The sequence below is a fragment of the Arthrobacter sp. TMN-50 genome (assembly GCF_054511125.1).
On sequence record NZ_JBTNDG010000010.1, the window covers coordinates 44,457 to 59,528 of the forward strand.

General features: G+C 64.0%; 11 protein-coding genes. 3 read left to right on the forward strand and 8 right to left on the reverse strand.

Annotated elements, in window-relative coordinates; translation table 11 throughout:
• Positions 1–2 precede the first annotated feature (2 nt).
• Positions 3–2,714: an alpha-amylase family glycosyl hydrolase gene (locus tag ACX80A_RS11905; protein WP_459259931.1), complete on the reverse strand. Its 2,712-nt coding sequence runs from the start codon at positions 2,712–2,714 to the stop codon at positions 3–5.
• A gap of 66 nt (positions 2,715–2,780) precedes the next feature.
• Positions 2,781–4,139 (reverse strand): MFS transporter, encoded by a 1,359-nt coding sequence (locus ACX80A_RS11910; RefSeq protein ID WP_459259932.1) that lies wholly within the window; start codon positions 4,137–4,139, stop codon positions 2,781–2,783.
• Between the two features lie 110 nt (positions 4,140–4,249).
• Here ACX80A_RS11910 and purH point away from each other — a divergent pair, with 110 nt between their 5' ends.
• From purH to ACX80A_RS11925, 3 genes are all read left to right on the forward strand, one after another.
• A complete protein-coding gene (purH, locus tag ACX80A_RS11915) occupies positions 4,250–5,863 on the forward strand; it encodes a bifunctional phosphoribosylaminoimidazolecarboxamide formyltransferase/IMP cyclohydrolase (protein ID WP_459259933.1) in 1,614 nt (537 codons plus the stop codon).
• 29 nt (positions 5,864–5,892) lie between these two features.
• Positions 5,893–6,438, forward strand: coding sequence for a hypothetical protein (locus ACX80A_RS11920; protein ID WP_459259934.1), 546 nt, complete (start codon positions 5,893–5,895; stop codon positions 6,436–6,438).
• 90 nt (positions 6,439–6,528) lie between these two features.
• Positions 6,529–7,794, forward strand: a complete 1,266-nt coding sequence (locus ACX80A_RS11925; RefSeq protein ID WP_459259935.1) for an NADP-dependent isocitrate dehydrogenase — start codon at positions 6,529–6,531, stop codon at positions 7,792–7,794.
• A 91-nt stretch (positions 7,795–7,885) separates the two neighbouring features.
• On the opposite strand, the gene ACX80A_RS11930 is transcribed toward ACX80A_RS11925, so the two are convergent.
• The 6 genes from ACX80A_RS11930 to ACX80A_RS11955 all read right to left on the reverse strand — a co-directional run bounded on the left by ACX80A_RS11930 (position 7,886) and on the right by ACX80A_RS11955 (position 14,887).
• A complete protein-coding gene (locus ACX80A_RS11930) occupies positions 7,886–8,974 on the reverse strand; it encodes a Gfo/Idh/MocA family protein (RefSeq protein WP_459259936.1) in 1,089 nt (362 codons plus the stop codon).
• A 75-nt stretch (positions 8,975–9,049) separates the two neighbouring features.
• Positions 9,050–10,132, reverse strand: a complete 1,083-nt coding sequence (locus tag ACX80A_RS11935; protein WP_459259937.1) for a substrate-binding domain-containing protein — start codon at positions 10,130–10,132, stop codon at positions 9,050–9,052.
• A 51-nt stretch (positions 10,133–10,183) separates the two neighbouring features.
• Complete coding sequence (gene mmsB, locus ACX80A_RS11940; protein ID WP_459259938.1) at positions 10,184–11,455, reverse strand: multiple monosaccharide ABC transporter permease; 1,272 nt, start codon at positions 11,453–11,455, stop codon at positions 10,184–10,186.
• Between the two features lie 17 nt (positions 11,456–11,472).
• Positions 11,473–13,011, reverse strand: coding sequence for a multiple monosaccharide ABC transporter ATP-binding protein (gene mmsA, locus ACX80A_RS11945; protein WP_459259939.1), 1,539 nt, complete (start codon positions 13,009–13,011; stop codon positions 11,473–11,475).
• Positions 13,012–13,130: 119 nt separating this feature from the next.
• On the reverse strand, positions 13,131–14,333 hold the full coding sequence (locus ACX80A_RS11950; RefSeq protein WP_459259940.1) for an ROK family transcriptional regulator: 1,203 nt from the start codon (positions 14,331–14,333) through the stop codon (positions 13,131–13,133).
• Positions 14,334–14,365: 32 nt separating this feature from the next.
• The gene (locus ACX80A_RS11955; protein WP_459259942.1) at positions 14,366–14,887 is read right to left on the reverse strand and encodes a gamma carbonic anhydrase family protein; all 522 of its coding nucleotides are present in this window, start codon (positions 14,885–14,887) and stop codon (positions 14,366–14,368) included.
• Positions 14,888–15,072: the final 185 nt, after the last annotated feature.

Consider the following 15,072-nt stretch of genomic DNA (forward strand, 5'->3'; position numbering starts at 1 on the left):
TGCTAACTGGTGGACACCAGGTGGGTTGCGTGGTCGTAGGTGAACGTCACAGCCCCACCCGGATGATTTAGCACAATGTTGCCGCCGCCCCTGACACCCCCGACGCCGTAGTTCTCGTCCCAACTGCGGTTCAGTGCCGCCTTATATTGGTAGGATCCAGCCGGGAGATCAGCGACCGTCAACTTCCAGAGGGAATCAACCGGGTCCAGGCTGAGCTGAGCCTGAGTGCAGTCAGGCAGCCAGTCGGCGTCGCACCCAAGCGTGGCGCCGAAGCTACCTGGAACCGAGACGGCCTCCGGCTGCGCGGTTTGCACCGCGCCGACCGTCACGGTCCTGGTGTCGCTGGCTACCCCGTCGAGCAGCGCCCGGTATCTCAGTTCCGTGCCATCGGGAAGTTGCTGTGCGGAGAGGTCATCCATCAGCGTGTAGGCGGGGGACGAATCATCCGACCCCAACGGCTGCCACTCGCCGCCGTCGACGCTGCGCTCAAAGTCGACCACGTGGGACGGCTTTTCGGGGTCGGCCACCGCACTGAGGCGAACCTCGCCCTGCACGCTGCTGCCTTCGGCGGGCGATGTGATGGTCACCTTCGGTGCGGGGACCGCTGCGGTGCGGGTGGTGCTGGCTGAGGTGTGCCCGCCGTTGTCCAGCACCGCGGCGCGGTACTGCACGTCGGTGCCCGGTTCCAGGGCGCTGACGTCGTGGAACACCCGGTACGGCGCGTTGTCGTCGGTGCCGATGGGGGTCCACCGCCCGTCCCCGGTACGCGCCTCGAAGCTGACCTGGTAGAACGAGGAGCCTTCGACGTCGACCCCCACTTCCATTCGACCGTTGTCGGCGGCGGCCGGCACAGGCTCGCGCAGGGTTACGGCGGGCGCCTCGTCCGACCGGGGAATCCGGCCGGACGACTGGTAGACCACCGTGGACAGCGCGGGTACATCAACGGTCAGCATTCCGGTGCCCGAACTTTTCACCTTCCGGTCCGCGTCGCCGTAGACCTTCTGGAAGGGCCTGTTAGCGACGTAGGTAGGAATCTGCGCGGTCTGCGGCTCGGTGCTGTTATTCAGTGCCACCACGTACTCCCGCTGACGCTTCGCATCGATCCGCGAGAACGCGTAAATGCCTTTGCCCTCAGCCGCGTAACGGTTCTGGTGAGCGCCGTCGCGCAGTGCCGGATGCTCCTCGGCGACGGCAGCGAGCTCGCTGATCTTTTCGTAGAGCGGGTGCCCGGTATCGAAGTTGTCGGCGGCGTGCGTGGCGTCGGTTCCCAGCAGGTCGTCATCCAGGTAGTCCGGCACCTGGCTTGCGAACAGGGTCTGCCGTGCGTCCTGGTCGCCGCCAGGGCCGGTGAAGCCTTGTTCGTCACCGTAATAGATCACCGGGTTCCCGCGGGAGAAGTACATCAGTTCGTGGGCCAGCGAAGTGCGGCGAAGCCACTGGGCATCGCCTGCCCCGGGGTTGTCAGCGGTGATGAAGCCGCCAATCCTGCCCATGTCGTGGTTGCCGAGGAAGGTGGGCAGGGAATAGGCGTTCGAATCGGCGTCGGTGTACCAGTCATCGCCGACGAAAAACTCCTCGAGCGCCGAGGCGTCTGCTCCCCGTGACGCGAAACTCCGCGCCGCTTCCTGGAATGGAAAGTCCAGCACCGACTGCATCTTGTTGCGCGTGGTGAACTGCGAAGTGAAGCTTTTGGTGGTGTCGAACACCTCGCCGAACATGAAGAACTCATCCTTGCCCTCGTCCTTGGCGAACTCCAGGACATCGGGGCCGAACTCCTGCCAGAACTCGTCGTTGACGTGCTTCATGGTGTCAATCCGGAAGCCGTCGACGCCGAAGTCGGCGATCCACGTCTGGTAGATCTCCTTCATGCCGTCCACCACCGTGGGGTGCTCGGTGAAGAGATCGTCGAGGCCGAAAAAATCGCCGTAGAAGGCGTCCTCCCCCGCGAAGGTGGTGTCGCCGCGGTTGTGATACAGCGCCGGGTCATTGAGCCAGCTGGGAACCTTCAGCGTCTCTTCGCCGGGTTCGAGGACCGGGGTGTAAGGGAACGACGACGCCGGGTCCAGTTCGGGAAAGGCCCCGGTGCCCGCGAAGTCCCGATCATCGAAAATGTCTCCACTGGCGGTGGTGTAGGGCGCCTCATCTTTGGAGACGTACGGCATCCGGGCGCCCTCCTCATACCCGATTACGTCGGCGGTGTGGTTGGTGATGATGTCGAAATACACCTTCATGCCACGACTGTGGGCCTCGTCAATGAGCGCCTTGAGGTCGTCGTTGCTGCCAAGGTGGGGGTCAATCTGGGTGAAGTCGGTAATCCAGTACCCGTGATAGCCCGCCGAGTTGTCCTCGGGCTGAACCGCCTTGTTCTTGAAACTCGGAGTCAACCAGATGGACGTGGTGCCCAGGTCTTCGATGTAGTCGATCCGGTCCAGCAGGCCCGCCAGGTCACCGCCGTTGTAAAACCCCTTCCGGGTGGGGTCGAAACCGGACACCATCGGATCGGAGCCGAGCCCGCCGTCGTCGTTGGCTGGATTCCCGTTGGCGAAGCGGTCCGCCATCACGAAGTAAAAGTTCTCGTCGGTCACGGGTCCGCGCACCGATTGCAGGCCCCGCGGGGAATCCAGGCTGGCCGTCTTGGCCTGTGTGGGGGCGGCGGCAGTGCCCGCGGCGAGGAATGTTGCGAGTGCGACGGCGGTGGCGCGGCGGGCGAACATGTAAACCTCCGGGTTAGCTGAATCTTATTTCAGCGTGGTGCACGTCACACCCGGTGTCAATGCTTGCTAACCGTCTGAGAGCGCCTTGCCGCGTGTCTCCGGCGCGTTGAACGCCATCCACAGCACCGCCGCCAACACCAGGAGACCGGTGGCGGCGAACGTGAGCGGCAGGCCAAGGACCGGCCAGAGTAGGGAACCGAAGATCAGGGGCACCAGGCCCGCTCCGACCCGGGACACGGTGGACGCCCAGCCGAACCCTGAGGCGCGCAGCTCGGTGGGGTAGAGCTCCGAGACGTAGGTGTAAAGCACCGGAATGGCCACCTGGATCAGGAAGCCAAACAGCAGCAGCCAGGCGGTTGCGATCGCTGGCAGTTCAACCGTGAGGGCAAAGACCACCAGTACGACGGCGGACAGGGGGCCCGACATGGCGAGGATCCATTTCCGTCCCACCCGTTCCACCAACAGTGCGGCAGCGACGACGCCGAAGAACCCTACGGCTGTCATGCCGGCGGTGGTAAGGAAGGCGACCGACTGTTTGTAGCCAGCCTGGACCAGGATCTGGGGCATCCAGGTCAGGGCGCCGTAGTAGACCAGGAGGACGCTCAGGAACAGGCCCCAGGCGGCAAGGGTAATCCGCCAGTCGAACCGCCACAGTGCGGGGAGCTGCCCGGAGACCGAGCCGATGGACAGTTTTGGCGCTTCGGCGGGGGTGGGAAGCCGCCACGGTGTGCGTGGGGCACCGGTGCGGTGCACCAGGTCGTTGATGACCTTTTCGGCTTCGGCCCGGCGGCCCTTCTGGACCAGGTAGAGCGGGGACTCGGGCACGGATCGTCTGACCCAGAACACCAGCAGAGCCGGCAGCACCATGACGAGCATCAGGTAACGCCAGTCGCCGAAGGCGGTCATCAGGAGCGCTGACACCACCCCGCACAGGGCTGCCCCGATCGGCCACCAGGCGTCCATGGCGGTGAGGACACGGCCCCGGTGTTTGCGCGGGGTGAACTCACCGACCAAGGCGTAGTCGACCGGGATGCAGCCGCCCAACCCGAACCCTGCCATGAACCTGAACACACAGAACCAGACGAAATCGGGGGAGAACGCGCCCAGGACGGTGAAGATGGAGAAGATCAGGAGCGTGGCAGTGAACGCACGTTTCCTCCCGATGATGTCGGCGATGGAACCCCACGCGAACGCGCCGATGGCCATGCCGATCAGGTTTGACGTAGCCACCCAGGCAGCTTCGCCCGGCGCCAGGTCCCAGTAGTCCGACAGTAGCGGGATCAGGTACCCGTTGAGGGTCACGTCCCAGGCATCGAACATGAAGCCGAGGCCGCCGATGAGGAAAATCTTGCCCTGCACCCTCCAGCGCCACGGCAGTTCCTGCACCACCTGGTCTCCAGTGGGTAGTTCAGTTTCGGTGCTCACGGGGAAACTGTACCGCTAGCCCCCGATTCCTCTCCTACCGAGGGGTGGGCGGTGACCGTGACTTAGACTGAAAGCGATCCCACCCGCAGCGAAAATCCTGGAGCCACCGCGTGAGCCTGAACCATCTCGACCAAGTTCCCATCCGCCGGGCCCTGATCTCGGTGTACGACAAGACGGGGCTGGAGGAACTGGCGATGGGGTTGCACCGCGCCGGCGTCAGCATCGTCTCCACCGGATCAACTGCCAAGCGCATTGCCGCCGCAGGGGTCCCGGTCACCGAGGTTTCCGAGCTCACCGGCTTCCAGGAATGCCTGGATGGCAGGGTCAAGACCCTGCACCCGATGGTGCACGCCGGAATCCTCGCAGACCGCCGCCGCGAGGACCACGTCGAACAGCTCCGGCAACTCGAGGTGGAGCCCTTCGACCTGGTGGTGGTGAACCTGTATCCCTTCGTCGACACGGTGAAGTCCGGTGCGGCGGAGGACGACGTCGTCGAGCAGATCGACATTGGCGGCCCGGCCATGGTGCGCTCGGCGGCGAAGAACCATCCTTCAGTGGCGATCGTGGTGGACCCGGCACGGTACGGCGACGTGGTGGCTGCTGCGGACGCCGGCGGCTTCGACCTCAGCGCACGACGCCGGCTGGCCGCGCTCGCGTTCTCCCACACCGCCGCCTATGACAACTCGGTGGCCGCCTGGACGGCGTCGCAGTTCGGTGATGGCACCATCGACGGCGACTCCTGGCCGGCCTATGCCGGTATCGCGTTGGAACGCTCGGAGGTGCTCCGCTACGGCGAAAATCCCCACCAGGACGCCGCGCTGTACGTCGAGAAGGGCGCGACCCCTGGCATCGCCCAGGCCGACCAGCTGCACGGCAAGGCGATGAGCTACAACAACTACGTCGACGCCGACGCTGCCCTGCGCGCCGCGTTCGACTTCGATCAGCCCGCCGTCGCCATCATCAAACACGCCAACCCGTGTGGCGTCGCGGTCGGCGCAACCGAGGCTGCCGACCCGATCGCTGACGCGTACGCCAAGGCGCACGCCTGCGACCCGGTGTCGGCGTTCGGTGGGGTCATCGCCGCCAACCGGACCGTCACCGCGGCCATGGCCACCGCGGTCAAGGACGTTTTCACCGAGGTGGTCATCGCCCCCGATTTCGATCCCGAAGCCGTCACCATCCTCTCCGCCAAGAAGAACATCCGTCTGCTGACCCTGCCTGAGGGGTACCGGCGGGATCCGGCGGAGATCCGGCAGGTGTCTGGCGGAGTGCTGGTGCAGTTGGCGGACACGGTCAGGGCCGACGGCGACGCACCAGAAACCTGGACCCTCGCCGCGGGACCCGCCGCCGACGAGCGCACCCTCGCCGACCTTGCCTTCGCGTGGACCGCGTGCCGGGCAGCGAAATCCAACGCCATCCTCCTCGCTGACGGCGGGGCGGCCGTGGGCGTCGGCATGGGCCAGGTCAACCGGGTGGACTCCTGCAAGCTCGCCGTCGAACGGGCCAACACCCTGGCCGGCGACGGCGTCAACCGTTCACGTGGTGCGGTGGCGGCGTCCGATGCGTTTTTCCCGTTCGCGGATGGGCTGCAGATCCTGCTCGACGCCGGGGTGCGCGCCGTGGTGCAGCCGGGTGGGTCGGTGCGGGACCAGGAAGTGGTGGATGCGGCGACCGCGGCCGGGATTACCATGTATTTCACCGGCACACGGCACTTCTTCCACTAGTCGGCACCACAGAGACGGCGGCAGGGCACATGGAGATCGCTTCGATTCTTACCCTAGCGGCGGGGATGGCGCTCTCCGGGTCGGCGTTCGCCCGTGAAGTATCGCCGGGAACCCGGATGATCTCGGCCTTTCTCGGCCTGGCCGTGGCACTGTTCGCCGTTCTGACCTTGTTCCTTGGCGCCACGCCGGGGATGTTCCTCTGGATTATTGCCAGCGTGTTTGCGGTCCGGAACTTCCGGGCCGCAGTGCGGCACCAGAAGAGGGTGGACGCCGGACTCGATCCGGTGCGCCACCCCAACCTGGCGGATCTGCGTCCCACCAACCTGCCCGGCTGGGCGCCGCAGGTCCCCGGAATGACCCGCCCGGGAACCCTGGGGTTGCCCGCTGCGCTCACGCCAAAAGCCTTTCGGGGCCAGGCAGCGTCATACCCGATGGCCGGGCAGGCGCCCGGCCACAACTCGGCGCCCGACACCCGCGGGCTGCGGCCCGCCCCGGCCACTGACCGGTGGGGCAAGGCCATACCGCCGGGCTCCATGATGGACCGTTGGGGAAACATTGCGCCGGCCGGGGAGTAGCTCCCCCATTTAGGGCGGCAATAGTGGCCTGTGGCATAGTTGGACAGGGTAAAACCAGTACAAATCGCGGGCCGAGTTGAGTCCATCACAATGGCTGCCGGCCCACCATCGCAAGGAGACCGTGTGGCTGACGCGCCAGGAACAAAAATCAAGGTACAGGGTTCGGTTGTCGAACTCGACGGCGACGAGATGACCCGGATTATCTGGCAGTTCATCAAGGACCGTCTGATCAACCCGTACCTGGATGTCGACCTTAAGTATTACGACCTCTCCATCCAGAACCGCGACGCCACCGATGACCAGGTCACCATCGACGCTGCCAACGCCATTAAGGAGCACGGTGTGGGCGTCAAGTGCGCCACCATCACCCCCGATGAGGCACGCGTCGAAGAGTTCGGTCTGAAGAAGATGTGGGTTTCACCCAACGGCACCATCCGCAACATCCTCGGCGGCGTCGTCTTCCGCGAGCCGATCATCATCTCCAACATCCCGCGGCTGGTGCCGGGCTGGAACAAGCCCATCATCATCGGCCGCCACGCCCACGGCGACCAGTACAAGTCCACCAACTTCAAGGTGCCCGGCCCCGGCAAGGTCACCATGATGTTCGAGCCCGCCGACGGCTCCGAGCCAATGAAGTTCGACGTCGTCACCATGCCTGAAGAGGGCGGCGTGGCCATGGGGATGTACAACTTCAACGAGTCCATCCGCGACTTCGCCCGGGCGTCCTTCGCCTACGGTCTGCAGCGCGAATACCCGGTGTACCTGTCCACGAAGAACACGATCCTCAAGGCCTACGACGGCCAGTTCAAGGATCTCTTCCAGGAGGTCTTCGACGCCGAATTCAAGGACCAGTTCGAGGCTGCCGGCCTCACCTACGAGCACCGCCTGATCGATGACATGGTGGCCTCCGCCATGAAGTGGGAAGGCGGCTACGTGTGGGCCTGCAAGAACTACGACGGCGACGTCCAGTCCGACACCGTCGCCCAGGGCTTCGGCTCGCTGGGTCTGATGACCTCAGTGCTGATGACCCCGGACGGCAAGACCGTCGAGGCTGAGGCAGCGCACGGCACGGTGACCCGTCACTTCCGCCAGCACCAGCAGGGCAAGCCAACCTCGACCAACCCGATCGCTTCGATCTTCGCTTGGACCCGTGGGTTGATGCACCGCGGCAAGCTGGACAACACCCCCGAGGTCATCACCTTCGCCGAAACACTGGAGGACGTGGTTATCAAGACCGTCGAGTCCGGCCACATGACCAAGGACCTGGCTGCCCTGGTCGGACCGGACCAGGCGTATCAGACCACCGAGGAATTCCTTGCGACCCTGGATGACAATCTGAAGGCACGCCTGGGCTAGTACTCGCTCAGATGGACACAGAGAGACCCGGCGGATTCCGCCGGGTCTCTCTATGTCTGCGCCCGAGGTCCTGACGGCCCGGGTGGCCGGGCTACCCGGCGTCGTCGTTGACGTAGCGCAGCCCCAGCTGATCGCGGACCCCGTCGAGCAGGCGCATGATGTTGAGCGTGTCGGCCCACGGCATGGTGGGACTCTCGGTTAGCCCCTGCTGGATACAGCGGGTAGTTTCGCGCAGCTCATACACGTAGCCGCGGCCGGCCTGGACGAAGGTCTCCACCCGTTGCTCGCCCTGATGCGGCTGGATGGTCAGTTCCCGCGGGTTGTGCAGTACCGATCCGGTTCGCAGCCAGCCCGCCGAGCCTGACACGGTCGCCTGGCCCGGCCCCGATGACACCAACGACGACGTCAGCTGGGCCTGCGCACCGTTCCGGTAGGTGAGGGTGAGCCCGTTCTGGGTGTCGATGCCGTCGTCGTTTAGGGCAGCGGTCGCCGTCACCGCCGAGGGGAAGCCGAGCGCGCCGAGCGCCCAGGTCAGCGGATAGACGGTGAGGTCGAGCAGTGCACCGCCGCCAGCAGCCGGGTCCCACAGCCGATGATCACGCCCGTGGTCGGAGGGGAAGCCAAGATCGGCCTGGACCCACCGGATCTCCCCAAGCTCACCGGAATGGATGATCTCCCAGGCCCGGTTGACGCTGGGGAGGAAGCGGCTCCAGAGGGCCTCCATCAGGAAAAGGTTGTTGGCGCGGGCCCGGTCGATCAGCTCCGCGGCCTCCCGCGCGTTGACGGTGAACGCCTTCTCGCACAGCACGTGCTTTCCCGACTCGAGGGCGGCCTCGGCCACTTCGTAGTGCTGGGCGTGGGGCGTCGCGATGTAGACGACGTCGACGGCGGGATCGTCGAAGAGCCGCTGGTATCCGGTCACGCCGTCGGCGTCGTGGTAGCTGGTAGCGAAGCCGAACTCCGCGGCGAAGGCCTGCGCTGACGCCTGGGACCGGGAACTGACCGCCTGCAGGACGCTGTCCTCGAGGCCCGCAATGTCGTGGGTGACGTTGTTGGCGATGCGACCGGTAGCGACGACGCCCCAGCGCAGCGGTTTGCCGGTGGCGGCGAATGGATCGGCGGCGTCTGGCGCGGCGCAGGGTGGCCGGGGGATCTGCTGGGCAGGCTGAAGGGAGTTCATCGTTCTATCTTTGCGTGCCGGCCGGCAAAAAAGTAGCCCGACCCCCAACGGGGCCGGGCTACTCAAACAACCGTGTTACTCGTTGACGATCTCGGACAGCGTGGGATCGTTCTCGTAGGCCTCAGCAGCGTTTTCTTTGGTGACGATCTGTGGTTCGAGCAGGTACGCGGGAACCACCTTGACTCCGTTGTCGTAGGAATCTGGATCGTTGATCTCAAGCTCTTCGCCTGCACCGAGTCCTTCAACCATTTCAATAGAGTGGGCAACGAGGGCACGGGTGTCCTTGTTGATGGTGGAGTACTGCTCGCCGGCCATGATGGAGCGGATGGATTCAACCTCGGAATCCTGGCCGGTAACGATGGGCAGTTCCTTCCCGCTGGCCTCAACCGAGGTCAGGATGGCGCGGGCCAGGGTGTCGTTGGGGGAGAGCACGCCGTGGAGTTCCTCGGAACCGTAGGTACCGGTGAGGAGGGTATCCATGCGGGTCTGCGCGTTGCCGGCTTCCCAGCCCTGGGTGACAGCCTGGTTGAATTCGGTCTGACCGGAGGCCACGACGACGTTGCCGGACTCGATTTCTGGCTCGAGGATGCTCATCGCGCCGTCGAAGAAGACCTGGGCATTGGCATCATCGGGTGAACCGGCGAACAGCTCAATGTTGTAGGGCCCTTCGCCCCGTTCAGCCATGCCGTCGAGCAGTGCCTGGCCCTGCAGCTCGCCCACCTGGAAGTTGTCGTAGGCAACGTAGTAGTCGACGTCTTCCGTGTTGGTCAGCAACCGGTCATATGCAATAACGGTGATGCCGGCTTCCTTCGCCTGCGCCAGCTGGGTGCCGAGCTGGGCGCCGTCAATGGCGCCGACAATCAGCACCTCGACGCCGTTGGTGATCATCGAGCTGATCTGGTTCTGCTGCTCGGAAACGCCACCGTTGGCGAACTGGACGTCGGGGTCGTATCCGGCTTCGGTCAGACCATCGTTGAACAGGCCCTCAGCGAGCACCCAGTTCTCCGACGTCTTCTGGGGCAGGGCGACGCCAATCGCTGCGCCGTCCTCGAATCCGCCTTCTCCTTCGGTTTCGGTCCCGGCATCGCGGCCGCAACCGGAGATGGCCAGTGCCGAAATTGCGGCGATTGCCGCTAGTGATCGTGCGTGCTTGCGCATTACTGCTCCTTTAGTGAACTAAGTAACTAATTGCTGAGGTGTTGGTTGGGGTTAGCGGGCCGAGACGTCATTGGAAATGACTGTCTCGGTGGCTGTCGGCAGGCCGGGTTTTCCCTTGTTGCCGAAATTTTTCATGATCATGCCCGTGATGGACGGTTTGCCCTGCGTCTTGTTATAGACGTCGAACGCGACGGCGACCAACAACACGAGTCCCTTGATGATTTGAGTCAGGTCGGCGCCGACGCCGAGCAACTGCAGACCGTTGTTCAACACAGCCATGACGAGCCCGCCGATGACCGATCCGACAACCGTCCCCACGCCGCCGGTGACCGCGGCGCCGCCAATGAATACTGCGGCGATAGCATCGAGTTCCCAGCCAACGCCGTCGAACGGGCCTGACGCCGTGGAACGGCCCACGAAGATCATGCCGGCCAGGGCCGCCAGGATAGACATGTTCATCATCACGAGGAAGTCGACGCGACGGCTGCGGACGCCCGACAGTTTTGCTGCGTGACGGTTGCCACCCACTGCGTACACGTGGCGGCCGACGATGGTCTTGGTGGAGACGAAGCCGTAGATGATGACGAGCGCACCGAGGATCAGCCCGGGAACGGGAAAAGAGGTACCGGGGTTGCCGGTGGCGAACAGGTAGGTCGCGTAGAGGATCACTGCGGAGAGCAGGGACATTTTGACGACGGAGACCCAAACGGGGGGGGCTTCGGCTCCGATCTTGGCGAACCGCCGGCGGGTGCGTACTTCGTTGTAGATCACCACAGCGATGAGGGCGAATCCGAGGAGCAGGGTGAGGTTGTTGTACCCGAAGTCGGGTCCGATTTCGGGCAGGTAGCCGGCGCCAATGAAGCGGAATTCCTGGGGGACGGGGACGGTGTTGGACTGGCCGACGAACTGGTTGGCACCCCGGAAGAGCAGCATGCCTGCCAGGGTGACAATGAATGCCGGAATGCCGACGTAGGCCACCCAGAAGCCCTGCCACGCCCCAATCAGGGCGCCCAGGAGCAGGCCGACGACGATCCCCAGGTACCAGGGCAAGTCCCAGTCCCGCATCACCAGGGCGACGACGATGCCAGCGAACGCGGCGATGGATCCGACCGACAGATCGATGTGGCCGGCGATGATCACCAGCACCATGCCGATCGCGAGGATCAGGATGTAGGAGTTGCCGTTGAAAAGGTTCATCAGGTTACCGGAGGTGAGCGTGTTGCCGCCGGTCATGATCTGGAAGAAGACGACCAGGGCGAGCAGGGCGAAGATCATCCCGAACTGCCGCGTATCGCCGCCAAAGAGTTGTTTGAGGGAGGTCATGGGGTGCGTCCTAAAAGCTAGGCAGTCTTCCTGCGGGCGGTCATAAGTTTCATCAACGATTCCTGATCGGCTTCGCCACGGGCTAGTTCGCCCGTGATGGCTCCCTCGAAGATAGTGTAGATCCGGTCTGAGATGCCCAGCAGCTCAGGCAGCTCTGAGGAGATGACAATAACTCCCTTGCCCTGATTGGCGAGCTGCTGGATGATCCCGTAAATCTCGTACTTTGCGCCCACGTCAATCCCGCGGGTAGGTTCGTCGAGAATCAACAGGTCCGGGTCGGTGAACATCCATTTGGCGAGAACCACCTTCTGCTGGTTACCACCCGAGAGTTTGGCGACGCCCTCGTTGACCGAGGGGGTCTTGGTCCGCAGGGACTTGCGGTACTTCTCGGCGACGACGAATTCCTGGTCGTTGTCCACTACCAGCCCGCGGGTGATTTTCTTCAGCGCTGCCGACACGGTGGTGGTTTTGATGTCGTCGAGGAGATTCAGCCCGAGTGACTTCCTGTCCTCGGTTACGTAGGCCAACCCATGGTTGATGGCCGACGGCACCGATTTGAGGGTAACGAGCTCGCCGTCCTTATAAATCTCGCCGGAGATGAAGTTCCCGTAGGAGCGCCCGAAGATGGAACGAGCCAGCTCGGTACGTCCGGCTCCCATCAGACCCGCGAATCCCACAATTTCGCCCCGACGCACTTTGAAGCTTGAGTCTTTACAGACCAGTCGATCGGCGACGGCCGGGTGTCCGACGGTCCAGTTGCGGACCTCGAAAAAGGTTTCCCCAATCTGCGGCGTATGGTCCGGGAATCGAGATTCCAGGGACCGCCCCACCATGCCCCGGATGATCCGGTCCTCGTCGACGCCGTCGTTCTTCACATGAAGGGTTTCGATGGTCCGGCCGTCGCGGATGATGGTGATGGAATCCGCGATTTGCTCGATCTCGTTGAGTTTGTGGGAAATCATGATGCAGGTGATGCCCTTCGACCTCAGCCCCGCCATCAAATCGAGCAGGTGCTGTGAATCGGATTCGTTCAGGGCTGCAGTGGGCTCGTCCAGGATCAGCAGCTTCACCGATTTGCTGAGGGCCTTGGCGATCTCTACCAGTTGCTGCTTGCCCACGCCGATGTCCTTGATCGGGGTGTTGGCTTCCTCACGGAGTCCTACTCGGGCCATCAGTTCAAGGGTCTGTGCGTTCACCGAATCCCAGTTGATAACGCCGTTGCGGGTTGGTTCGTTGCCGAGGAAGATGTTCTCGGCGATGGACAGCTCGGGGATCAGGGCGAGCTCCTGGTGGATGATCACGATGCCAGCTGCTTCGCTGGACCGGATGTCCTTGAACTCGACCTCTTCGCCCTGGAAGATGATGGCGCCGTCATAGGTGCCGTGTGGGTAGAGTCCTGAGAGGACCTTCATCAGGGTGGACTTGCCCGCACCGTTTTCGCCGCAGATGGCGTGAATTTCGCCAGCCTCAACGGTGATGGAGACCTGGTCGAGGGCTTTGACGCCCGGGAATTCTTTGGTGATGGAACGCATTTCCAGGATCTTGTGATGTTCCATACGCATCCTCCCGAGTGACGGCATTGGCTCTCCCTGACCCTGACAGGTCAGAATAGGAAGTTAACCCTGCCGGGCCGCTTGGAGTCAAGTCTTGAACACATAACGACTTCTATTGGTAGCTAAACGTTATGAAGGTGGGGTTGCGAGAGGACGACGGCGGCGCCGCCCAGAGCCTCGGTGCGGTCTCCGAGGGCAGACATGAGCACCGCGGTTGACTCGCCAACCACAGGGACGGCGTGACGGAGCAGGCCCCGGCGGATGGGTTCCAGCAGGATGTCGCCCAGGCTCGTCAGCGGCCCGCCGATCACCACGAGCTCCGGGTTAATCAGGTTCGCCACGTGGGCGACCGCCTTGCCCAAGGCGAGGCCGGCGTCGTCGATCACGCGCAGCGCAGCGGTGTCGCCAGCCAGCGCGAGATTGACCAGGCCGTCGACGGTGATTGGGCCCTCGGCGCGGCGGCTGAGGAGGTCGACCATGGTGCTGGTCGACGCGACCGTCTCGAGGCAGCCTCGGTTACCGCACCGGCAGACGAGGCCGTGCTCGACGATGGTGCTGTGGCCCAGTTCGCCGGTGATGCCGACGTGGCCGTAATAGACCGAGCCGCCCAGAATAAGTCCAGCGCCAATACCTGAGCCGACCTTGAGGAACATCAGGTTCTCGACCGACCCGTGCGGCCCCCAGGTGACCTGGGCGAGGGCGCCCAGATTGGCGTCGTTATCAATGAACACGGGGAATCCGAGCCGTTCGCCGAATGTGGCGAGGATGTTGATGCCCACCCATTCGGGCAGGATGGCGCCCTGCACCACCGTGCCGGTGCGTCGGTCGATGGGGCCGGGTATCCCTACCCCAGCGCCGAGCACCGCGGCGCGGCTGGCGCCCGCGCGCAGAAGTAGTTGATCCAGGAGGCGCTCGGCGGCGTCGAGCCCTTCTCTGGCGCAGTGCCCCAACGGTAGGGCGACTGCCTCATCCTGCATCACCTGATAATTCAATCCCGCCAGGACCACCCGGACGTGGCGGCGGCCGACGTCAATGCCCACTGCAAGCGACCCGTTATCGTTCAAGATCACGGACAAGGCCCTGCGCCCCGAACTGGTGGTGGGAGCGGTGGTAGCGAGGCCGACGTCGACCATTGCCCTGACGATGTTGGATACCGTCGCGGTGGAGAGCCCGGTCTGCCGCGCCAACTCCGCCTGAGTTTGCGGACCGCCCGTGAGCACACTGATGACCCGCTGCTGGTTGCGCTGCCGAAGAGCCGACTGGGAACCCGGGCTAGGAGGATTCCCGTCGAAATCACGCTTAAACCTCGGGCGTCCTGCGGGCATGTACTAAAGGGTGCTACACGGTCCCCTTGTAGTCAAGAAGTTAACGATTGGCGGTGGGACCTGGCCAACTCTTGATAGGACGCCGCGTTTTGCTTAACCTTGTCGAACTCGCTGTCGGTCAGTTCCCGTCTGACCTTCGCCGGTACCCCGGCGACGAGCGAGCGGGGTGGGACCTGCATGCCTTCCAGGACGAGGGCGCCAGCGGCGACCAGCGACCCGGCGCCGATTACCGCCCCGTTCATGATGGTGGCGCTCATACCGATCAGGCAGTCGTCACCGATGGTGCACCCGTGAACCACAGCGGTGTGGCCGACGCTGACCCGGTTGCCAACCGTGGTCGGGAAGTCCGGGTCCGCATGGAGTACCACGTTGTCCTGCAGGTTGGTGCCGTCACCCACCCGGATGGGGGCGGTGTCTCCGCGAACTGACGCGCCGTAGAAGGCGCTGGAGTCCTCGCCAAGCACAACGTCGCCGATGATCGACGCCGTCGGAGCAATGAAGCAGGAGCCACTGATGGTGGGAGCTTTGCCGAAAATTTCGATGATATGGGCCATGGACCTCAGCCTAGCTGGCTGGGTCAACGGTGCCGCCGCGGTGAGCAACCTGGACAGGCCGAGTCAACCTGGACATCGGGGAGGAAGATCCTGACCACCGATGTCCAGGTTGCTATCGGATTCGGGGAAGATGCCGGTTTTCCTGTGCCCGTTGTCCACATAGCGGCGGTGCCAGCCCTGGTGGC

Bases quoted from the DNA above. Each gene is read 5' to 3' on its own strand.
- ACX80A_RS11905 (WP_459259931.1), bottom strand. From the start codon at position 2,714: ATGTTCGCCCGCCGCGCCACCGCCGTCGCACTCGCAACATTCCTCGCC.
- ACX80A_RS11920 (WP_459259934.1), top strand. From the start codon at position 5,893: ATGGAGATCGCTTCGATTCTTACCCTAGCGGCGGGGATGGCGCTCTCC.
- ACX80A_RS11925 (WP_459259935.1), top strand. From the start codon at position 6,529: ATGGCTGCCGGCCCACCATCGCAAGGAGACCGTGTGGCTGACGCGCCA.
- ACX80A_RS11930 (WP_459259936.1), bottom strand. From the start codon at position 8,974: ATGAACTCCCTTCAGCCTGCCCAGCAGATCCCCCGGCCACCCTGCGCC.
- ACX80A_RS11935 (WP_459259937.1), bottom strand. From the start codon at position 10,132: ATGCGCAAGCACGCACGATCACTAGCGGCAATCGCCGCAATTTCGGCA.
- mmsB (WP_459259938.1), bottom strand. From the start codon at position 11,455: ATGACCTCCCTCAAACAACTCTTTGGCGGCGATACGCGGCAGTTCGGG.
- mmsA (WP_459259939.1), bottom strand. From the start codon at position 13,011: ATGGAACATCACAAGATCCTGGAAATGCGTTCCATCACCAAAGAATTC.
- ACX80A_RS11950 (WP_459259940.1), bottom strand. From the start codon at position 14,333: ATGCCCGCAGGACGCCCGAGGTTTAAGCGTGATTTCGACGGGAATCCT.
- ACX80A_RS11955 (WP_459259942.1), bottom strand. From the start codon at position 14,887: ATGGCCCATATCATCGAAATTTTCGGCAAAGCTCCCACCATCAGTGGC.